The sequence below is a fragment of the Vagococcus sp. QWL-13 genome (assembly GCF_058683555.1).
Map to the genome: position 1 here is coordinate 2,565,187 of NZ_CM178746.1, position 20,729 is coordinate 2,585,915.

Genomic DNA, 20,729 nt, shown 5'->3' on the forward strand with positions numbered 1-20,729 from the left:
TCCTGCCTGTAAAGCAAACACGTCTTGATATCTTTTGTTCAATTTAACATTTCTAACTGGAAACTGACGGCACTCAGGGCATAAAACGGAGCCGTCTCCGTCCGCAGAATCCTTGGACCGAGACTGCAGACTTTTCCGCCTGCTTGACTTAACATCTCCACCTCATCTGGAGTCAGTCCGCCTTCAGGACCGAAGACGAATGCCAGTCTCTCCCCGGTCTGAACTTGCTGCAAAGTCTGGGTCAGCTGCCTGTGCTCCCCTTTTTTTGCCGTTTCTTCATAGGCTATGAGAATATGATCGAAGGATGCCAACTCGTTTAGTAATTCTTTTTGACTTTCTAAAAGCCGCACCGTAGGGAACGTCGTCCGATGGGATTGCTCCGCAGCTTCTTTGGCAATTTTATTTAAACGTTGTTCACGATTGATTCGTTTTTTTTCATTCCATTTTACCACAGATGTCTTGCTGGGAAAACCAAAGATTTGATTGGCTCCAAGCTCTGTGCTTTTCTGAGTAATCAGCTCCAGCTTGTCTCCTTTAGGAAAGCCGCAAAACAGACTGACATGTGCCGGCAGTTCCGTTTCGGATGCCACTGCCCTTACTTCTTTCAACAAAGCCAGCTCCTCGGCAATAGCAGTAATTTCTGCAATGATGGTATGTTTTTGATTGAATACCAGATAAACTTGTTCTGCCACTTTCATTCGCATCACCCGAATCATGTGATGAAAAATCTCCCCGGTGATTTCGATTGAAGAGCGGTCATGTTCTTCATAATTCGTTGGGATAAAATATCGCTGCATGTGTTACTCTCCATCCTGCTCAGGTTTTTCAAAAACTAAGGCCAACCAGCCTTGCTGTTCATACTTCTGCAGTAATTCAAATCCTTGGGCATACATCTCCTCAAGAATCTCCCCTTCTTTATCCAGAATGATTCCTGAGACTATCAGTTTGCCTCCTTCTGTCAAAAGATGCCATGCATCCTCAATCATCCGGAGAATAATGTGGGGCAAAATATTGGCGACGATCACGTCTGCTTTGATTGTGATGTTTTCTAACAAGTCATTGGCAGAAACAGAAACTTCTGCTGCCACAGGGTTCAAATCCAAATTGCCCTTTGCAGCTGCCACCGCAACATCATCTAAATCAAAGGCGTGAACTTCTTTTGCACCAAAATGTTTAGCGGCAATACTCAAAATACCCGAACCTGTCCCCACGTCCAAAACACGTTCTCCGCCCCTGAGTGTCATTTCCAACGCTTGTAAACTCAACAGTGTTGTCGGATGAGTTCCGGTACCGAAAGCCATTCCCGGATCCATCACAATAACTCTTTCATCCTCGTGTTTAGGTGTATAGGTCTCCCATTCTGGTACAATGGTCAGAAAACGGCTGACCGGCACCGGATGATAATATTTTTTCCATGAGGTTGCCCAATCTTTTTCTGCTACTTCACTTGTTGTAACTTCGCCGGCCCCGATGTTAAGACCAAATTCCGGCAGTTTAGCAATTTGTGCTTTGATGTGGGGTAAAATCTCAGGAAGAAAAACCGTCTCAGGAAAGTATGCACTCACATTGGCACCTTCACGAATATGATGAATCTCATGCTTATCAATGTACTCCCCTAATTTATCTCCTGAGTAGGCTGCCAAATCCGCTGCGTCCTCAATTGCTACACCACTTGCGCCTGCTTCCATCAATATATTCGAAACAGCCTCTACTGCTTCACTTTCTGTTTGTACTTTTACTTCTGTCCAATTCATGTTCTCGACCGCCTTATTTTAATATCTTGGGTAAGAATAATACATCTGACCGTTTTTCCGTTTTGTATGCTCGTCCACCAGCGATTGAAAAACTTCTGACTCCCAATACAGCTCAAATGATTCTTTCGTCTCATCTTGTAAAAAATCCATCAGTTCTTCTTCGCCTGTTTCAAGGACTTGGAACAGATAGCTGGCGATTCCTTCAATCTCTCCCTGTGTCAGCCCTTTTTTCCCTTCATAAGGCAGCGCAGCCAAGTAATCTTGCTTATCATTTTCGTCTACATTATCTCCTTGAGGATAAAGCAATACAGCATCTTCGAATTCTATAACTTCTTCTGCTGACTCTACGCCATCCAAATCCTCTACTTTAAGACTTTGGCTATTGTGAGCATACAATACCACAATGATTTCTATCCTGTGGGTCTTTCGGTCCCAATCAATAGCAAAATCATAGTCTTTTAATTTTTTTTCAAGTTGTTCGTCTAAATATTCCAACATATTCTTTTTCTTCATTATGATTTCCTCGCTTGTCTAAACTTCTGTTCCCATCATACAAGAAATTCTGTCTACTTCCAATACCTAATGAAAAGATTCGGGTATTTTAGCGGCTCCCAGTTTTTAATCTTCTTCTGCTTTCCAAAAAGTAATCCGGGTTTGTCAAAATAGCAGCAAAAACAGCAAAACAAGAATGTACGTTTGTGTTATAATAATAAAAAACAAGGAGGGAGCTTATGAACAAGCCTTTAGCGTATCGGATGCGTCCTAAAAATTTAGATGAAGTGGTTGGTCAGCAGCACCTTGTCGGCGAAGGCAAAATCATTCGACGAATGGTCGAAGCAAAAATGCTGTCTTCCATGATTTTATACGGTCCTCCCGGGACTGGAAAAACCAGTATCGCCAGTGCGATTGCCGGTTCTACCAGATATGCTTTTCGAATGCTGAACGCAGCCACAGATACAAAAAAAGATTTACAAATCGTGGCAGAAGAAGCAAAAATGAGCGGTTCAGTCATTCTAATGCTAGATGAGGTCCATCGTCTGGATAAAACAAAACAAGATTTTTTGCTGCCTTACTTGGAAAACGGCAAAATCATTTTAATCGGGGCCACCACGGAAAACCCCTATATCAGTATCAGCCCTGCCATACGCAGCAGAACTCAAATTTTCGAAGTCAAACCTTTACAAGAAAAAGATATCAAGCGGGCAGTGGAACTTGCTCTCTCAGATAAAGAAAGAGGATTGGGCAGTAAAAAAGTTGTTTTGGATGAGCTGGCACTGCTTCATTTGACCCGTGCAACAAACGGCGATTTGCGCAGTGCGCTAAACGGACTGGAGCTGGCAGTCAAATCCACGCAACCGACGAAAGATGCTGCCATTCATTTGACCCTTGAAATCATTGAAGAATGTATCCAGAAAAAAGCCATGGTTCATGACAAAAAAGGCGATGCCCACTACGATGTTATCTCCGCACTGCAAAAATCCATTCGGGGCAGTGATGTCAATGCTGCCATGCATTACCTGGCAAGACTAGTGGAAGCTGGCGATATGCTGATTATTTGCCGGCGTCTGATGGTCATTGCCTATGAAGATGTGGGATTAGCCAATCCCCAAGCAGCGGCACGGACTGTCAGTGCAGTACAGGCGGCAGAAAAACTGGGATTTCCTGAAGCAAAAATCCCGCTGGCCCAGGCAGTGGTAGATCTTTGTTTATCGCCAAAATCTAATTCCGCCTATTTGGCTATTGATGCGGCGTTAGCTGATATCCGCAAAGGACTGATCGGTGAAGTCCCTGACCATCTGAAAGACAATCATTACCGCGGGGCAAAAGACTTGGGAAGAGGCATAGGTTACCGCTATCCCCACGATGCTCCAGACGGTTGGGTCCCCCAGCAATATCTGCCGGACGGTTTAAAAAATAAAAAATATTATCAGCCTAAAGCCACCGGAAAATATGAGCAAGCTTTGGGCAATCGCTATAAGCAGTTGGAAGAACGCCAAAAATAAAATCTATCCATCAAAAATTCACGGTAGCAAACTATCCCGCCAGTACAACAAAAGCCAAAAGCTGCAGCAACAAGAAAAACTTGGCACTTAAACTAATAAAAAACGTTGAGAATTACTTTTTAAGTATTCTCAACGTTTTTGGTTTTTAACTTGATTTTTGATTTAAAACTTTGATAAATCACTGCCGTCTATAGCCAGCCGTTATTCGCTTTTATATAAATTTTCTTCATAATTTCTGTTGTTAAGATATAGCTGATAACAATACCTACAAGCCATGGCCAATAATTAGCCGGCAAAGATAAGAAGTCGAAATATTGGTTGAGAGAGGTCCCTACAATCAATAAGCCTGTCCCGCAAGCCAGCACACTGGCAATGGTCAATGCCATGCTGGCACGACTTTGGATGAAAGATAATTTTGACGTTCTTAAAATATGTACGACAAAAATTTGCGTGAAAAGTCCCACTACAAACCAGCCTGCCTGAAACAGTCCTTGCTGAGCCACCGTATTGGCTCCAAACACTGTCCACATCAAAGCAAATGTCAGGACATCGAAAATACTGCTGACAGGACCCAGAATCAACATAAAGCGTACGAGACTTTTTAGATTCCAAGTAATCGGCTTCTCCAGCTCCACTTCGTCAACATGATCCCAGGGTGTGGTCAGCTGCGCCAAATCATATACTAAATTTTGGACCAGCAGCTGAAGAGAAAGCATTGGTAGAAACGGCAGAAAGATACTGGCAATCAATATGGAAAAAACATTCCCAAAGTTGGAACTGATGGTGATTCTGATATATTTCATCATATTGCTGAAAACTTTTCGTCCTTCAATGGCCCCTTCAGCTAACACTGTCAAACTTTTTTGAAGCAGGATGATGGAACTGGCATCCTTAGTAATATCGGCCGCTGTATCTACCGAAATCCCCACATCAGCTTTTCGCAAGGCGGGGGCATCATTGATACCATCTCCCATAAAGCCTACTGTATGTCCGTTTTCTTGAAGGGACTGGATGATTCGGGATTTCTGCATCGGTGATAATTTGGCAAAAAGATTGATTTCTGAAACTTTTTCTTTCAGCTGGGCATCAGACATTTCTTCAATTTCGGCTCCATTGAGATAACCATCAACTGTAATACCCACTTCTTCGCAGACGGTTTTTGCTACGATGGCATTATCACCTGTCAAAACTTTTACATTTACGCCGTGATCATGAAAGGAGCTGATAGCAGGACCGGCACTTTTTTTAGCCGGATCAAGGAAACCCACAAAACCTTTTAAAATCATGTCCGACTCGTCAGCTACTGTATAAACTGGAGATTTGTGGACATTTTTCTGATATGCCACAGCGATGGCACGCATCCCTCTCTGATTCATGTTATAGCTGACTTCCCGCATGCCTTGTTGCAGCTGTTCTGTCACCGGCACAACTTTTCCGCCGATTTCCACATGTGTGTAAACATCTTCCATCTCTTCTAAAGCACCCTTGGTCACCATCAAGTGTTCATTGTCCTTTTCCACGATGACGCTTAATCGCCGACGGGAAAAATCAAAGGGCAGCTCGTCCACTTTTGTAAAACCATTATCTTCTTTTTTGGTGCGGTTTTTATTATAATATGAAATCACTGCATGGTCGATCAAGTTTTTCCAACCTGTTTGGTAATAGGAATTCACATAGGCCGCATCCAGAACAGAGTCATCCACTATCCCTTCCGGATTCACATACTCTACCAGGACAACTTTGTCTTCAGTAATGGTCCCCGTTTTGTCTGTGCACAGAACATCCATGCCTCCTAAATTTTGGATGGCGTTTAATTCTTTTACGATGATTTCTTTCTTCGATAACGCCAGCGCCCCTTTAGCCAGGTTGCTTGTCACAATCATTGGGAGCATTTCAGGAGTCAATCCCACCGCCACAGCAATCGCAAAAAAGAATGCTTGGCTCCAGTCTCCTTTTGATATCCCATTCAACAATAAGACCACGATAAAAAACACTGCCACTAAACGCAGCAACAATTTGCTTACTTGCGTGATGCCTTTTTCGAAAGCAGAACTGCCTCTTGTAGACGAAGCTGTCTTCGCAATATCTCCAAAGAAAGTGTTGCCTCCTGTCTGCATGATCAGCACGATTCCCTCACCGCTCAGCACGTCTGTCCCCATAAATACTAAGTCAGACATTTCCAAAACAGTCTGGTTTGCTTGGATCGCGGCACGGTCTGTTTCATCGACCAGTGTGTGCTTTTCCACCGGCAATGATTCCCCGGTCATGGAAGATTGGTTGACGAACAAGTCATTGGCCCAGATGAGTTTGCCGTCTGCCGGAATCATGTCTCCGGTCGCTAAACGGACGATATCCCCCGGTACTACCTCGTCCATTGGAATTTCAAATGTTTCTCCTTCACGGGTGACTGCACAAGTGTTTTCAATCATCTCTTTCAATTCAAAACTGGCTTTTTGCGCCCGGACATCTTGGACAAATTGAATAAACACGCTGGCAAAAATCATGATTCCCATAATAATGACTGCGTCGTAATCCTTTGTTAATGCCGAAATTATTAATAATAATACCAAAACATAGACGAATGGATCTTTTGTGGCATTCACAAACAATTTCCAATGAGGGATCGGCTGCTCTGAAGCGACGATATTAGGCCCATATTCTTCCAATCGAGTGGCGGCATCTGTTTTTGACAGACCGTTTTCGCTGGAACGGAAGATCATCATCAATTCCCGTTTGCTTAATTTCACAAGTTTGTGAAAGTCATATTGACTGGCTACTTTTTTATTGAGTGCAAGTTTTTTCATGCTTGTTGTTTCTAGATTTTTATTCATTCTCGTTTTCCTCCTTAAATTCGCAGGAAAACAATTCTCTGCCTCCCTATTCTTTTCCACAGGATAAGCACAAAATTGCTTCCTGCTTCCTTCGTTCATCTGGGTTTTCTTTGTTGACGCATTGAGAATACATTTAACCATCTCCTTAAAAAATTTCTAAATAAAAATGCACCCTCGAAATTGAGAGTGCATGCAAAAAATCATTAACAAGTAACCTCAAAGTCGAGCTTTAGCACTACATGGCTTAGAAGTCATTACTTCAGCTACATTAGGAAGAGCCTTCATTCGACAATTCCAGTTGACCCATTGGCGTCTCTCGACATTTTTGGGCAGCAGCGTGTTTCCATACAGGAGCCTCACCTAACAGATTTTTATTTAACTTTCTTAATCATTGTACATGAAAAAAGGGCATTAATCAACTTCGGCAAAAAATCCCCTGTTTTGGTTCATAATCATTCCCATTTTATTGCTCATTTTTTTTTTCTATGCTAGTATATGACTAGGGGTAGTCTGTGATGTTCGCGCCACTCCATTTCAGTGTTGACCGAACATATTAGTATTATTTAGGGATTCAAAATGTTCAAAAGGAAAACAAGCCTTTTCACTTGGTAGTTTGAGAGTTGAGCTATGAAACCCACCTGCTTACTAGCGGGTTCAATACTACGGGGTGACTAACGGCATCGACGGATTTCCTTCTTTTTAAAAAATCAAAGCAATTTGCCTGCGCAAGTTGCTTTTTATTCTATATGTCACAATTTCAGAAGGGGCTATCATGATTCGACTACTGACCGGCATTTTGATGGTTGTATTGTTCCTTGTTGCTTTAATACTGAACAAACACCACCAAAAAATCAGCCACGTGCTGGGAAATGGAAAAACAGATGAGCAGATTTCAAAGGCTTTCAAGGGGTTTATCAATTGGTGCTTCGCCCTTAGCCTTGCAGGTTTAATATGTCTTTATCTCAATCAAAAAACCGCCACTCTTGTCTATCTTGTGCTGATCATGTCTGTATCAGCTTTTTACAGTCTTAAAATTTCAAAAAATATACATCAATCGTAAAATTTTGAATTGAGGTGTTGGTTATGAAACAAAAGTATCAAAGGATTCTGGTTGCAGTGGACGGCTCTGAGACGGCAGAATTAGCTTTGTCTAAAGCTATTCAAATCTCTAAACAAAACAGCGGAAAACTAGTGGTGGCCCACGTGATTGATACTAGGGCTTTTCAAAATATTTCCTCTTATGATGATGATATGGCAGATCGAGCTGCTGTCATGGCACAGCAAACACTGGACGAATACTTGCAGCTCGCAAAAGAACGTGGCGTCAAAGAGGTCGAAGGAGTAATTGAGTTCGGTTCAGTGAAAAAACTACTTGCACACGAATTGCCCGAAAAATATCATATTGATTTGATTCTGTTGGGAGCAACGGGGCTGAATTTAGTTGAACGCTTCCTGTTAGGGTCAGTGTCCCAATACGTCGTCAGACACACTGCTTGCGACGTGTTGATTGTTAAAGATAAAGATATCCAATTGAAGAAACCACCTGCCGAGTAACTTTGGCAGGTGGTTTTTGATTTCTAAAAAATTCACAATTCTAAAGATAGGTTCCAAGAGTTGTCAACACTTCTTAAGTAATTTTTAATCAGAAGTGTTATTATTCAAAAAGTATTTTCCATAGAGAGTTTTGATTGTTTTACACTTTCAAAACATTGCTAGTTATATTCTCTCTATCATCGAGGTATAGGTTCTAATCCTACCGTCCACTTACATTTTTGAGAGTTCCTTAAACTTATTGTAGCAACGTCTAAAGCAATTTTGTAACTCTCATTTCTTTTTTTACTCTAGTTTCGACTATGGATAAATTGAAATGCGCTCAAACCAGCTGAAAAATATGTTTCCAAGACGCCTTCAACCTCTACGCGCTGTTAATGAGCTGCTTACCTTATACTACCATTAAAAACATTAAATATAAGCGCTCTTTAGCTTTTTCCATGATAAAGATTATTATTTTATTGAATTAATCAGATTTACCGCTTCGCCAATTTTTTCGTTTTTTGTTTCCTCTAAAACTATGTAACAATATGGTTTAAAAGAATTTACAATTTCCAAGATTTCTTTATAAGGGATAATCCCATCACCTAATGAAACTGGGATCACTTTATCTTCTTTGATAATAAAATCTTTTAAGTGTAAACAAACAATCTTATTTCCAAATGTTTCAAAAGCTTCTCTTACAATTGATATAATCTCAGTGTGAGTGTCTGCTGTAATTAAGTTAGTCGGATCATAAATTATTCCTAGAAACTCAGAATCTATGGCTTGAACTAATTGATGAATCCGCTGGTTTGAATACAGAGGGTGATTCAGACCACCCTCAATACCTACAAGCGTCCCAACTTTTTCTCCTGTTAAGACTAGACGTCGAATAACACCGACCATGTCTTCAAAGGTTTCATTTGTAAAATTTTCTTCACTGTACCCCATCTCTGGCAAAACCGATCCGGTTTCACTGGCAACCATGGATGCTTGAAAAAACCTGGCATGAAACAAATAATTCTCAAATTTCTGCAAAACTTTTTCTCTGATTCTAGCATCAGGATGAATTAAATTAGAATAGCAGCTGAGCAAAGCTATTTGGACCCCTTCTCTTGCCATCTCTTGTTTGAAATAGGTCCCTAACCCTGGATTCATTGAAGACACACTACTCAGATTAGGAAAAGACACATTCAGAGCCAGCTGTAAATTTTTAACACCATATTTTTCTGTCTTATGAGCAAGTTCTGTTGGCGTCTTTACATTTGATATATCGTGTCCGCGAACCGCCAAATTAAACATTTCTACCACCTCTTAATTTTCAAAAAAATCTTCTCTAATAGGACAAAAAACATCCAAAAGTAAACCTGGCAATGACAAAGGAATACAACCATGTTCCAAATTACTTTCAATTAACAATGAATCCCCTTTTGAAACCTGATATTCCTTACCATCAATTACAAATAAAAAACTGCCTTCCAAGACATATGTAACTTGGCTGTGGTAATGTTGATGAAATCCATAATCATCTGTCGATTGTTCAAATTTGACCTTAGTCATAAGCATCTCTGAATTATAAACGCCAATAGCTCTACTCGAAAAACTATTGATTTTTTTGAAGTCATCATCCCTGCTTATTATTCTCTTATCCATATGTACTCCGATCTGATAAATATAATTTAAATGTTCGAATTTCAAACGGTTTAAATTCTGCAGTAATAATCCCTTCTGAGGATAAATAGCTAAATTTTTCATCTGTTATATTTTCTAACAAGCTGACAGTTTCAACCGAACTCACTTGTTGATTAACACGTATATTGCACGACGTTGTCTTTCCAAAGGATTCATAGCATCTGATAATATATGCATCGTCCTCATAGGCCATTTTTATTGATTCACAAATAACATTTTTTTCAGATAAGTCAATTAACAATAGGTCCTCAACAACCCTTGGGCTTTCTTCTGTCCTCTGGCCAAAAATTAATGGCACATTGAGTGCGTATGCTTCTTTGTAGACTCTTGATTGTTCAACGGTTCCTTCATGAGGGTACAGACTATAAGTAAACTCTTGAATGCGCTTGTCAATATCTTTTGCTGGATTTTGCGGACTTCTAAGAAGTGTCAAGCTCAGTTGATTTTCCCTTGCCGAGTAACCATACTTACAATTATTCAAGAGTGCAATACCGCACGTTTTCTCCGATAGGTCTGCCCATTTATGTGCACAAACTTCAAATCGTGCATCATCCCAAGAAGTGTTCACATAAGAAGGACGTTCTACATTACCAAACTGAATATCATATGTAGCTTTTGGCATAATCAGGTTAGTTGCAAAATTTATTTTAAGACATTTTTGTCTCTCCTGCCAATCAACAATCGTTTTAAAATCAATTCTTTTAGTGTGTTCATATAAAGTAATAGTTTGAAAAACGGTTGAATTTCTTAACGTTCGCGAATAACTAATTTCTAATTTGTGTTTTGATTCTACAATATCCTCAATTTGTCCCTTATTTCCTATATTTATTTGTTGAGATAACGATTCTTGATCTAAATTCCATGCATCATACTCTTTAGGCATGTCGTTAAACAATTGGAATTGATTGAATGCTCCTTGTCCTTCTGTCAAATTTCTTTGCAAAGCTTTATCGTAAAACTCTCTTATCTCACCACTATCATGTAATATAAACCGGTAATGTTTTGTTTCGATTTTATACGAACACTCCGTTATTTTTTCTACAACATTACTATCCGCTATATTAAGCCCCTTAATATTTTTTTTCTTCTCCTTTGAGGATGACAGTTTGATTTTTTTAAAGCCAAAAGCTGGAATATTCTCTATCAGATAATCATTTTCCTCATCACTTACCACTTCATTTCGCAAATATGAAGTTGGGTTTCCTACCCAAATATCTTCCTCTGATACTTGCGAAAAACTTGAAATATCTTTGAGGCCTAAATCCGCTAACTTATCAGAAATCAGCTCTTGACACATAATAATTGCACTCTGATAACGTTCAATTGCCTCGTCATGAACTTGCTGAATCGAAGTACCTGGCAAGATGTCGTGAAAATGGTTAATTAACACCTTCTTCCAAGCCTTTTCCAAAATCATTGGATAGTCTGCAGCCTCTTCCTCTTGATAAAAATGCGCAATGACATTTATCCATTCCGTGATTAACAACAAATTTTCCGTTTCGCGGTTCATCCTTTTTAATAATCCATCAGTTGTATAGGTACCTCGATGAGTCTCAAGATATAACTCTCCTCGCCATTTAGGAACTTTTTTCCCCTGGATATTTTTCTCTAAATGGTTAAAAAAAAGTTGTGGCGAAGAGTGTTCAATCCTTGGCATATTTGGCAATTGGTGTTGGAATACTTTACTGTATTCTAACATTTCTTCTGTTGGACCGCCTCCGCCATCGCCAAAACCATATATTTGTAGCACTTCTTTACTTAGTTCTTTATTTTTAAACCTGGTCCATGTCCCTTTGACCTGTGATGCATTTAAACGTCCATTGTAAGTTGTACCAACCGACTGGTCTTCTGAATAGTCAGATGTAGTTAAAAAATAGCTAAGAACTTTGGAACCATCGATGCCTTCCCAGAAGAAGATATCGTTTGGCATTTTATTTGTTTCGTTCCAATCCATTTTAGAAGTGAAGAAATAATCAAGTTCCGCTTTCTTGATTATTTGTGGCAATGAGGCACTAAAACCAAAACAGTCAGGTAACCATAGTATTCTTGTTTCTTTATTGAAGTTTTCAGAAAAGAACTTCTTGCCATAATATATTTGACGAATAAGGGACTCACCGCTAGGAAGATTAATGTCACTCTCAACATACATTCCTCCCTCAATAAACCAGCGTTCCTGCTCAATGAGTCCTTTAATTTGTTCATAAGAATTTTGGTCCTGTTCGTGTAAAAACTCATAAAGTAATGGTGTACTAGACATAAATGTCATTTCAGGGTAGATATTTAACAAATATAGCGCATTAGAAAAACTACGAACTACTTTTTCTTTAGTTTGCTCAATTGTCCACAACCAACTTAAATCAATATGGGTGTGTCCAATAACATGCTCAACAATCGGCGAATCAGCCACTTCATCTTGATAGAGCAGCCACTTATCAATTTTCTCCAAACATTCTTGATATTTTTTGGGGGAGTCATAATCCCCTTCAACAATAGATAAAATCCGTTCAAAAAAACCTTGATAGATGACTCTTGTGGGAGACTCCTTCTGACAAAGTTGATAACTTTCATAAATTGCCTTCAGTCGATAGAAAAGCTGGAACACACAAGTGTTTTGATAACCAAACCATACTTCTATGAAGATATCTGGTTTTTCAGTATTTGTGTAAACATTTAAAGTAATTTCCTCACTATTTTTTGGGGGAAGGAGAAAATAGCTGTGATTCATATCCAATGAACGAATTATTTTTTGATTATGACTGACGATGAATTGAGGATTGTTTGTATTCCAGATATCTGTATCTGTTGTTTTTACCCAAACACAGGGTTTTAAACCTTCATTCATATCATCTGTTACCGAATCGGGATATGGGAATACAATCTGATAGTGGCTATCTATTCCCCCCAACCCTTTATTTAAGTCGCTTTTTTCACCATTGATAACTTTATTCCAATCAAAATAGCCAGCTTTTTCGATTTTGAAATCTTTAATCCTTCTTTTTTTTTGAAATATCTCCTGTTTTAATTTAGCTAAGAGCAGTTCGATAGCTGTCATTCCAAACTCCTTTTCTTAATAGAACAATTTGAGGATAATTTACAGTACAGTCTCTAAGTTTTGCACATTTCTCCAATACTTTTTAAAATAAATATTATTATTCTCGGTTATTACTAGAACTTTAAGCCGAAAAAATTCTCTTAAAACGAACGAAAGTCTCACTTTTCTCTCATAGCTTCCGTAACATACTTATCATATTGTCCTAAAGCAAATAAACACATTGCTTGGCCATACGCCATTGGTTTTACAATGATATTTTTATAGTCATCTCTTGCTGAACTGATTGCTGTACCAGCAGAAACCCCGTGTAGTGTACCATGCTCATCTATGTAAGAAACTAAAGATTGAATACTCTTTTCAGCTAACAAGCCATATTGACTTTTCTTTAAATATCCTTCTCGCAAGCCAAGATAAATCCCGGCAAGTATTCCTGCTGAACCAGAGGTTTCAATATATGAGCTCTTATCATCTAAAATGGTATGCCAAAGATTAGTTTCGTCATCTCGTAATTGCATCAACCGTTCAATTTGATTCTGATAAACAACCAACAAATATTCTTTTTCTTCGTTAGCTAGATGATCTTCCATAATCTTACAAAAAAGAGGAATTCCCATTGCCAACCAACTATTTCCACGGCACCAAAAAATAGCACCAAAATTAGAACGTTTAGAAAAATCCCAGCCATGATAAAACAAATTTGTTTCTCTATCCAGAAGATATTTCACATGTAAGAGCACTTGATAAATCGCCTCTTCGATCCATTCTTCTCTTTTATACTTTACACCCATTTGTCCTAAAAAGAGAATAGTCATAAAAATTGTATCTGCCCAAATTTGCTCATCGTTTTTGACTAAGTCTGCTTTAGTTGCTCCAGTTGTGTTGTGCTGAATTCCATTTTCTTCTGTACGATCAAAACGATAAAAAATATCCTCCGCCCATTGCAAACTCAGTTCTTCATATTGTGGATAGTTCATTATCGTCAACAAAGGACAAACAGTATTGACATTTGAAATTGGCAGTCCTTTTCGGATCTCATTTTCCGCCCAATTGATTATATATTCATCGTACTTACGAGAAATATTAAATAAGCCGAATAAACCAACTCCTTGTGGCCAATCCCAATAATTCATTCCAAAATCCCGAGCAAAAAAACCGATTTTCTCTTGTTCTTTTTTTGAAAGTCCTTCAAATTCAGTACTGTCTATCTCTTCCAGAGTTGTTAATTTATCAATAACTTTCTCTATCGTTGCTGTCACTTCTATTGCCATGATACCCTTCTCCTGTTTTCCTTATAGTCATCCTTTATCTCCCGATGCTGTTTCACTGCCAACAATATACTTCTGCAAAAACATAAACAAAATCGTAACTGGAACAATTGAAATAACTGATGCTGCTAAAATAGAATTCCAGTCAACACCATTGAAACCGATGAAGTTTTTAATGGCGATTTGAATCGTATATTTTCTCTGTTCTGACAATACTAACAACGGTAAGATATAATCGTTCCATCGCCACATAAAACTGAACAATGTCAATGTGATTGTTGTTGATTTTGCCAATGGCAGCATGATTTTTCCAAAAATATAAAATTCAGAAGCACCATCCATTCTCGCTGCTTCCACAAAAGATAACGGTAAAGACATAAAATATTGTCTATACATAAAAATCCCTGTAGTAGTTGTTACAACCGGAAGTATAACCCCCCAGATATTGTTGTATAATCCTAAAAAACTGATAACTGTAAATTGTGAAATTGTTAAAGTCTCCCCTGGGATTAACGTACCTAACAAAAAGACTGCAAAGACTAAATTCGTATACCTGATATTCCCGCGATATATGGCTAAAGCATACCCGCACATCGCACTAATTGCTAAAGTTATCATTGTTCCTACAACCGCTAAGAACAGACTATTATAGATGTATTGTAAAAAACCACCTTTTAACACTCTGATATAGTGATCTAACGAAAAATCCTTCGGAAACAATGATAGTGGGTATGAGAAGAGCTCACTTGAAGGTTTAAAAGAACTGAATATTAACCAAATAATTGGAAAAACAATTAAAAAACCACAAACCAAGCTTAGCACGGTCAAGAGTATGCTTGTTCTTTCTTTTTTCATCTATATCTCTCCTCCCTCATTAACTTTAAACTGTACAAATGCGATGATTGCAAAGATTATCATAATAACAACTGAAATCGCGGTTGCATAGCCATATTCTGACTGATTAAATCCTTTATCAAAGATATATTGTATAACAAAAGTAGTACTTGTTCCCGGACCACCTTGCGTAATACCTTGAATTAGAGCATATTCCTTTAGAAGGTTAACCGTACTTAATAACGTCACTAAGAAAGTAGTTGGCGCCAACATGGGTACTGTGATTCTTAAAAATCTTTGAAGACTTGTTGCCCCATCTATGTCAGCAGCTTCATACATGTCTTTGTTTATGTTATTTATAGCCCCAATATAAATAATCATGTAAAATCCTGTAGAAGCCCATGTACTAGCCACGCTGATAATGAATGTCGCTAAAAGAGAGTGGCTGCCCCATTCTACGGCTTTCCCTCCAAATTGCTGGATAATAAAATTAATCAGACCGTATTCTTGTGAAAACATCCAATTAATCGTAATACCGACGACTAATGAGGATAACAATACTGGAACATAAATTGCGGTCCTAGAAATCGTTTTAAACTTAACTCTGGGAGAAGTTAATAAAGCCGCCAATAATAAGGGAATAATCACTTTAAAGGGAATATTAACTATGGCATAGATCATTGTTTTAACTAATGCTGTATAAAAACGATCATCAGATAACACTCGAACATAGTTAGAGAGACCAATAAAATCCATTGTCTTCCAACCATCATAATTTGTTAAAGACAAAAACATATTTAAAAATAAGGGGATTAAGAAAAAAATTGTAAACAAAATACCACTGGGCATAATAAACATCCAAAAAGCCTTTGTCATACGTCCCTTTCCAGCTTTTTTGTTTTGTTTTTCTTGTTTATCAATCACTTTTACTAATTTTGATGTTGATATATTATCTTCCAAGTGGTCCACTTCCTTTCAATCAAGAAAGAGCATAGGAAACTATTGCTATGCTCTTTCCTAAAATTATTCATTATTTTTTAATTTGCCATTCTGATTTTTGACTTAAATCCTCAGCAAAAGAATTGAGTGCTTCTTCAACTGTTAGTTCACCACTTACTGCTTGTTTTAGATAGTCGCGATACTCGTTATCCAGATAATTTCTCCAACCTGATTCTTCATCCACTAAAAAGGTGTCTGTGACATGCTCCATCTCAGTCTGCATAACAGCGTAGTCGGCTGCCACTTTTTCATCACTGTTCTCGACCGAAACCCCATCAATAAATGATAAACCTTTATCATTTGCCAAATATTCTTTATAATTATCTTCTTTATAGAACCAGTTTAGAAAATCGATAGCTAATTCCGAATTAGCCGAAGACTTGGGAACAGCTATCCCACTGCCGCCTGCAATTGAAGCCTGCCCACTTTTACCAGCTGGGGAAGGCATAACAGCATATTCAAAACTACTTATATCATTATAAAATTGCTCATAATTCCAAGAACCAGACAGGTAAATACCTATATCACCATTTTTAAAATAATCGGCAGGATTATCACTAGAACCACCTGTCCAAATCACCTTTGGCATAACACCCGAATTATTCAAATCAACAAATTCCTGTAATGTATCAATATTTTCCTGGCTATTGATAGATATTTCAAATGAATCTCCTGCTTTTTCAGTCATTGAGCCACCATTCGCATACATTAAAGTATCATAACGTGCCCGAGAAAAATCACTGGCAAAACCATATTTAACCGCACCAGAATCCTGTAATTCTGATGCATATTTGTACATTTCTTCAACTGTCCAAGGATTTTCTGCTGTCGGCGGAGTTATCCCGGCCTTCTCAAAGGCATCAGCATTATAAAAGTAGCATGTCACTGTATATTGGTTTGGAGCAGCCAAATCTGATTCACTTGAAAAATCCTGACTAATAATCTGAAGAGCTGTCTCATTAAAAATAGATGTATCAATTTTTTCAGATAAATCGATAAATTCATCAGGGTACAAACGTGTCAATCTCGTCGTTGCTACCAAATCAGGAACGTCATTGTTTTTTACCATCAAAGGGAATTTAGTCAATTGATCGTCGTATGGAATGACTATCGTCTCTACTTTATTCCCAGTTTCTTCAGCCCACGAATTAAATGCAATATTCAAAGCATTTGTATCCGATGGCTCCTCTGAAAGTAAGATTTTCAAAGTCTTCTTACCGTCACCTCCCGCCCCTTTGTTGGAGCCGCCTCCACAAGCAGCAAGTATCATCACTGCTATCAAACTGAGTGTTAATCCTAAAAATTTTTTCATCCTTCTCTCTCCTCCTGATAAAAAATAGTATAGTCTTGTTCATAAAGAACAGTGTTCCCGTTTAATTTCAAAGAGTCAGCAATAAACTCAAACTCTCCATGTTCGAAATCTGTATACATGACTGTATCTTTGTCAAAGTTAATATTTTTTGATTTAAAATTCTTAATAAAAGTTTTAAAATCTTTTGATTCATCCTTTGAAGAAAGCTTTACAACAACATACTGATCCTCTCCAATTGCCCGAATTTCTCTTCCATAAACAGCACTTTCAAAAACTCGGACCAATGGATTCGAGAAGAAAATACCACAATAGCTCTCCGCTTTCCGAATAAAAATACAATTTTTTTCTTCAACGATTTCATCTAAGTTCCAAAACGGTAAATATAAATGAATAAATTTGTAATCAGATTCCGATAACCGGTAATGAGCAAATAAAGTGTTTTCATATTGACGAATCATTGGTATGACACCATTACCTGCCCAATAGCTAGGTCGGTTCCCCCCACTAAACTCTGCTTCTCCCGGATTATTCAACCAAAGAATTGCACCCTCGCCTAAGGATATATTCATCATATGCTGCTGATGCCCCTGTTGATATGGCTTATAGTTAATAGCGGATGCCAAAGAATATTGCTTGTTTTTATACAAATAAGTATATGCGCGGTTCTCTCCTTGTAGATATTCTGCTTTGATTGCCTTATTTGATTCTAAGCAAAGTAAACTTTCATATTCTGACGGCGGCTCATAGTCTGATATAGCAAATAAGGCAGAAGCCCTTAACGAGTTATTAAAATACCCATTTCCCCAAGCAATTTGAATTACATTTGAGATTTCACCAAGTTGCATTGCTTTCAGATTATGCTCATACACGCGACCAAAAGTCGTAGTCATAGTTCCGCCATGATAATTTAAAGCGATGAGCTTAAATGTGTAATCTAAAGCTTTTTTTGCTAATTGCTTTATAGAATTATCTGGTGCAGAAATAAATAAAGTAAAAAAACCAATAAAATCGATTGGAAAATATGTCGTAGAATTCCATTCAGAAAACCCTACTTGGAAGAACGTAGCAAACCATTCCTTTAATCTCTGCTTTCCAATCTCATATTGCTGTTTTCCAGAACGTCCTGAAACTGAAAATTTCTCTTCCCCATATAAATAACCTGCTAAATATTGGGAAACATGAAATAATAGCGCATGGTTTTCACTGAAATACCACATGACGTCATTCCCGGGTTCATCAATCCAATAACGAAAACCGAGCGAGAGCGACTTCATTTGTTGATGAAATTTTTCTGGAAAATTCTCAGCATAGCGAGTATAAATACCAAGTAAGGGAGCCAAAACAAAATCAGCACAATCGCCTTTCTCTTCAATCAGTTTGAAGGCACTTAGATACTCTTGATAAATATCAGCCGTCCCAATTTTATTTAGAAAGACATTAACTAAAGCAACATTGATATCCTCCAACTCAAGGTTTGAAAAATAATCTAGAGCGGCTAATTTTCTTTCTACAATCTGCTCTTCTGTCACTAAACTTGAAAAATATTCTTGATTATAAATCGATCCTGTTAGCGTCCGTGAAAGCCAGTATCCATCACTTAGTTCAATCCCTAATTCAAAACGGGTTAAACCAGCAGTAGGTATATCCGAAACAGAACCTATCACAATAAATTCCTGTTCCTTTTTTATTTGAACATATATATCTTCAACATCAAAATCAGTGATATTGCCATCCTGAGTACCATCATCAACTAATGAAAGTCTTGGGTTTATTCTGATTCTCAAAGGAATCTTCTTTAGCTTCGGCGGATTGCAAAATTTTAATCTGATATCACCTTTTTGGAAAAAATCTTTTTCTAGATAAGCATCGTAAAGCAATTCTTCTGCTGCTTGATACTCTTCAATATTTACGTCAGTTTCAATAAACCCCCTGATTTCCTGAGTATTGTCGTTGATTAATTCAAAGTAAAAACTTACATCTCTTTCGGCTAAATCTTCAAAATAAATAATAATTTCGTTAGTTCCTTGCTGAAGATGTAATGAGAACAAAGCTTCAGAACCGTGGTTTCTCGTGTAGGGAGAAAATGTAAATTCAAGATGCTGATTTGTCCAAATTTTTAAAGCCCCACAGGTTCGAATACGAAAATTATAGACACCAGCCTCATCAACTTCAAAAAATGTTTTCCCATAAGTTGAGATTTTATGGGGCGTTGAAATAAAAGTGGAGCTGTCTACTCGATCCCTTTCAAATGGTGTATAAATTGTTGAATATCCATCTTCTTGCAGTGATATTTTAGAGAGATCGTTATTTTCTAAAAATTCTTTTCTAACCGGATATTCTACTTCATAATAATCTTCAACACGGGTAACCTCGTTCTCCATAGTCGCGTTAGGAGCACTGATTGCTGTCAATTCGACAGGTCGCAGCATAAACCTCGTAAATTTTTCTTTAACTCCTACACTATATGTCAGCTTGTTGCTCAAAATTACTACCTCCTCAATTTAACTTCTTTGTAATGCATATTGCTTTGGTGAGACTCCTGAAATTTTTTTGAATTTTTTTATAAAAGTGGAATCATCACTGTAACCTACCTTAGCTGCTACAACTTTTATTGGATAACCTTGTTTCAATAATTTTCTTGATTCAATAAAACGAACATAGCTGATATATTCATTGGGAGTCATTCCTAAATGAGAACGAAACAAACGTATCAAAGTAGACTTACTTATAAACAACATATTTACCAGGTCGTCTAATTTTATATTCTGATCATAATTTCCTTTAATATAATCCAAGACTATTTTTAAATCCTTTGATTTATCAGATAGAATTCGCTTTTCAAATTGGTTTCCTCGACTATAATAATCATGTAATAACAATATGATTTCCAATAATTTTTGTTTGATTTTCAGCTGTCGAATATTGATATTTTTTTTGTTTTGAAAACTGACAAGTTCGTTTAGAAGATTGATCATATGAATTCGGTCATTAGCTTCTAGTTGCACAACATTTTCAAAACCATCATATCTTTTCGTAAATATGCTGTATAACTCTGGATACTCTAAGAAAGCAAATTCTAGGTATTGCGGCTTAAACAAAATGTAATATCTTTCGTAAACAATCCCCTCATCTACAACTACACGATGAATTTCCTGAGAATTAAATAATGCTATAGAACCCAAATTACCAATATATTTCCGTTCATCAACAAAATAATGGGTATTATTATTTAAGGTGAAGTGGATCTCATAGCCATCATGAAAGTGAGGCCTGTCCATCTTATGATCAGTACGCCTCTTATACTCTATAAAAAAATCTTTCTCAATCAGAACTTTGTCAATTTCGGCAGAATAAACCATCATTTTCCTCCTTCATAACACCTTGTTACTGATCACGCTTTAATTATAGCCAAAACATTCAATATAAAGTTGGCAATTCTTTTAAAAAAGTTGTC

General features: G+C 37.7%; 16 protein-coding genes, 1 other RNA gene and 1 riboswitch. Of the genes, 4 read left to right on the plus strand and 13 right to left on the minus strand.

Translation table 11 applies throughout. The features are described from left to right. Positions 1 to 38: 38 nt before the first annotated feature. The 3 genes from AC4PHI_RS12145 to AC4PHI_RS12155 are packed head-to-tail and all read right to left on the minus strand — an operon-like array spanning position 39 to position 2,267. Positions 39 to 797 carry a 16S rRNA (uracil(1498)-N(3))-methyltransferase gene (locus AC4PHI_RS12145; RefSeq protein ID WP_492200090.1) on the minus strand — a complete coding sequence of 253 codons (759 nt, stop codon included), beginning with the start codon at positions 795 to 797 and terminating at the stop codon, positions 39 to 41. Positions 798 to 800: 3 nt separating this feature from the next. Further along, the gene (gene prmA / locus AC4PHI_RS12150; RefSeq protein WP_492200091.1) at positions 801 to 1,754 is read right to left on the minus strand and encodes a 50S ribosomal protein L11 methyltransferase; all 954 of its coding nucleotides are present in this window, start codon (positions 1,752 to 1,754) and stop codon (positions 801 to 803) included. Between the two features lie 18 nt (positions 1,755 to 1,772). Further along, positions 1,773 to 2,267 carry a DUF3013 family protein gene (locus AC4PHI_RS12155; RefSeq protein ID WP_492200092.1) on the minus strand — a complete coding sequence of 165 codons (495 nt, stop codon included), beginning with the start codon at positions 2,265 to 2,267 and terminating at the stop codon, positions 1,773 to 1,775. A 218-nt stretch (positions 2,268 to 2,485) separates the two neighbouring features. Between AC4PHI_RS12155 and AC4PHI_RS12160 the strand changes: the two genes are divergently transcribed. Then, positions 2,486 to 3,757 carry a replication-associated recombination protein A gene (locus tag AC4PHI_RS12160; RefSeq protein WP_492200093.1) on the plus strand — a complete coding sequence of 424 codons (1,272 nt, stop codon included), beginning with the start codon at positions 2,486 to 2,488 and terminating at the stop codon, positions 3,755 to 3,757. Between the two features lie 188 nt (positions 3,758 to 3,945). Here the strand turns inward: AC4PHI_RS12160 and mgtA are convergent, their stop codons facing one another. After that, positions 3,946 to 6,588 (minus strand): magnesium-translocating P-type ATPase, encoded by a 2,643-nt coding sequence (gene mgtA / locus AC4PHI_RS12165; protein ID WP_492200094.1) that lies wholly within the window; start codon positions 6,586 to 6,588, stop codon positions 3,946 to 3,948. Positions 6,589 to 6,795: 207 nt separating this feature from the next. Then, positions 6,796 to 6,963: riboswitch (M-box (ykoK) riboswitch) on the minus strand. Between the two features lie 129 nt (positions 6,964 to 7,092). Here mgtA and ssrS point away from each other — a divergent pair. The 3 genes from ssrS to AC4PHI_RS12180 all read left to right on the plus strand — a co-directional run bounded on the left by ssrS (position 7,093) and on the right by AC4PHI_RS12180 (position 8,142). Further along, a non-coding RNA gene (gene ssrS, locus AC4PHI_RS12170) (6S RNA) lies at positions 7,093 to 7,282 on the plus strand. Between the two features lie 78 nt (positions 7,283 to 7,360). Continuing rightward, complete coding sequence (locus AC4PHI_RS12175) at positions 7,361 to 7,648, plus strand: hypothetical protein (protein WP_492200095.1); 288 nt, start codon at positions 7,361 to 7,363, stop codon at positions 7,646 to 7,648. A gap of 23 nt (positions 7,649 to 7,671) precedes the next feature. After that, on the plus strand, positions 7,672 to 8,142 hold the full coding sequence (locus AC4PHI_RS12180) for a universal stress protein (RefSeq protein WP_492200096.1): 471 nt from the start codon (positions 7,672 to 7,674) through the stop codon (positions 8,140 to 8,142). Between the two features lie 450 nt (positions 8,143 to 8,592). Here AC4PHI_RS12180 and AC4PHI_RS12185 read toward each other — a convergent pair whose 3' ends face one another. The 9 genes from AC4PHI_RS12185 to AC4PHI_RS12225 form a co-directional block, all read right to left on the minus strand. Continuing rightward, positions 8,593 to 9,423, minus strand: coding sequence for a sugar phosphate isomerase/epimerase family protein (locus tag AC4PHI_RS12185; RefSeq protein ID WP_492200097.1), 831 nt, complete (start codon positions 9,421 to 9,423; stop codon positions 8,593 to 8,595). A gap of 12 nt (positions 9,424 to 9,435) precedes the next feature. Then, positions 9,436 to 9,774, minus strand: coding sequence for a cupin domain-containing protein (locus AC4PHI_RS12190; RefSeq protein WP_492200098.1), 339 nt, complete (start codon positions 9,772 to 9,774; stop codon positions 9,436 to 9,438). Further along, complete coding sequence (locus AC4PHI_RS12195) at positions 9,767 to 12,865, minus strand: alpha-mannosidase (protein WP_492200099.1); 3,099 nt, start codon at positions 12,863 to 12,865, stop codon at positions 9,767 to 9,769. The genes AC4PHI_RS12190 and AC4PHI_RS12195 overlap by 8 nt, the downstream gene beginning before the upstream one ends. 158 nt (positions 12,866 to 13,023) lie before the next feature. After that, on the minus strand, positions 13,024 to 14,133 hold the full coding sequence (locus tag AC4PHI_RS12200; protein WP_492200100.1) for a glycoside hydrolase family 88/105 protein: 1,110 nt from the start codon (positions 14,131 to 14,133) through the stop codon (positions 13,024 to 13,026). Between the two features lie 27 nt (positions 14,134 to 14,160). Further along, a complete protein-coding gene (locus AC4PHI_RS12205; protein WP_492200101.1) occupies positions 14,161 to 14,985 on the minus strand; it encodes a carbohydrate ABC transporter permease in 825 nt (274 codons plus the stop codon). Further along, the gene (locus AC4PHI_RS12210; RefSeq protein WP_492200102.1) at positions 14,986 to 15,924 is read right to left on the minus strand and encodes a carbohydrate ABC transporter permease; all 939 of its coding nucleotides are present in this window, start codon (positions 15,922 to 15,924) and stop codon (positions 14,986 to 14,988) included. A 70-nt stretch (positions 15,925 to 15,994) separates the two neighbouring features. After that, a complete protein-coding gene (locus tag AC4PHI_RS12215) occupies positions 15,995 to 17,275 on the minus strand; it encodes an ABC transporter substrate-binding protein (RefSeq protein WP_492200103.1) in 1,281 nt (426 codons plus the stop codon). After that, entirely contained in the window at positions 17,272 to 19,758 is a 2,487-nt protein-coding gene (locus AC4PHI_RS12220; RefSeq protein ID WP_492200104.1) for a hypothetical protein, read from the minus strand. The genes AC4PHI_RS12215 and AC4PHI_RS12220 overlap by 4 nt, the downstream gene beginning before the upstream one ends. 18 nt (positions 19,759 to 19,776) lie before the next feature. After that, the gene (locus tag AC4PHI_RS12225) at positions 19,777 to 20,634 is read right to left on the minus strand and encodes a helix-turn-helix transcriptional regulator (protein WP_492200105.1); all 858 of its coding nucleotides are present in this window, start codon (positions 20,632 to 20,634) and stop codon (positions 19,777 to 19,779) included. Positions 20,635 to 20,729 lie beyond the last annotated feature (95 nt).

Bases quoted from the DNA above. Each gene is read 5' to 3' on its own strand.
- AC4PHI_RS12145 (WP_492200090.1), bottom strand. From the start codon at position 797: ATGCAGCGATATTTTATCCCAACGAATTATGAAGAACATGACCGCTCT.
- prmA (WP_492200091.1), bottom strand. From the start codon at position 1,754: ATGAATTGGACAGAAGTAAAAGTACAAACAGAAAGTGAAGCAGTAGAG.
- AC4PHI_RS12155 (WP_492200092.1), bottom strand. From the start codon at position 2,267: ATGAAGAAAAAGAATATGTTGGAATATTTAGACGAACAACTTGAAAAA.
- AC4PHI_RS12160 (WP_492200093.1), top strand. From the start codon at position 2,486: ATGAACAAGCCTTTAGCGTATCGGATGCGTCCTAAAAATTTAGATGAA.
- mgtA (WP_492200094.1), bottom strand. From the start codon at position 6,588: ATGAATAAAAATCTAGAAACAACAAGCATGAAAAAACTTGCACTCAAT.
- AC4PHI_RS12175 (WP_492200095.1), top strand. From the start codon at position 7,361: ATGATTCGACTACTGACCGGCATTTTGATGGTTGTATTGTTCCTTGTT.
- AC4PHI_RS12180 (WP_492200096.1), top strand. From the start codon at position 7,672: ATGAAACAAAAGTATCAAAGGATTCTGGTTGCAGTGGACGGCTCTGAG.
- AC4PHI_RS12185 (WP_492200097.1), bottom strand. From the start codon at position 9,423: ATGTTTAATTTGGCGGTTCGCGGACACGATATATCAAATGTAAAGACG.
- AC4PHI_RS12190 (WP_492200098.1), bottom strand. From the start codon at position 9,774: ATGGATAAGAGAATAATAAGCAGGGATGATGACTTCAAAAAAATCAAT.
- AC4PHI_RS12195 (WP_492200099.1), bottom strand. From the start codon at position 12,865: ATGACAGCTATCGAACTGCTCTTAGCTAAATTAAAACAGGAGATATTT.
- AC4PHI_RS12200 (WP_492200100.1), bottom strand. From the start codon at position 14,133: ATGGCAATAGAAGTGACAGCAACGATAGAGAAAGTTATTGATAAATTA.
- AC4PHI_RS12205 (WP_492200101.1), bottom strand. From the start codon at position 14,985: ATGAAAAAAGAAAGAACAAGCATACTCTTGACCGTGCTAAGCTTGGTT.
- AC4PHI_RS12215 (WP_492200103.1), bottom strand. From the start codon at position 17,275: ATGAAAAAATTTTTAGGATTAACACTCAGTTTGATAGCAGTGATGATA.
- AC4PHI_RS12225 (WP_492200105.1), bottom strand. From the start codon at position 20,634: ATGGTTTATTCTGCCGAAATTGACAAAGTTCTGATTGAGAAAGATTTT.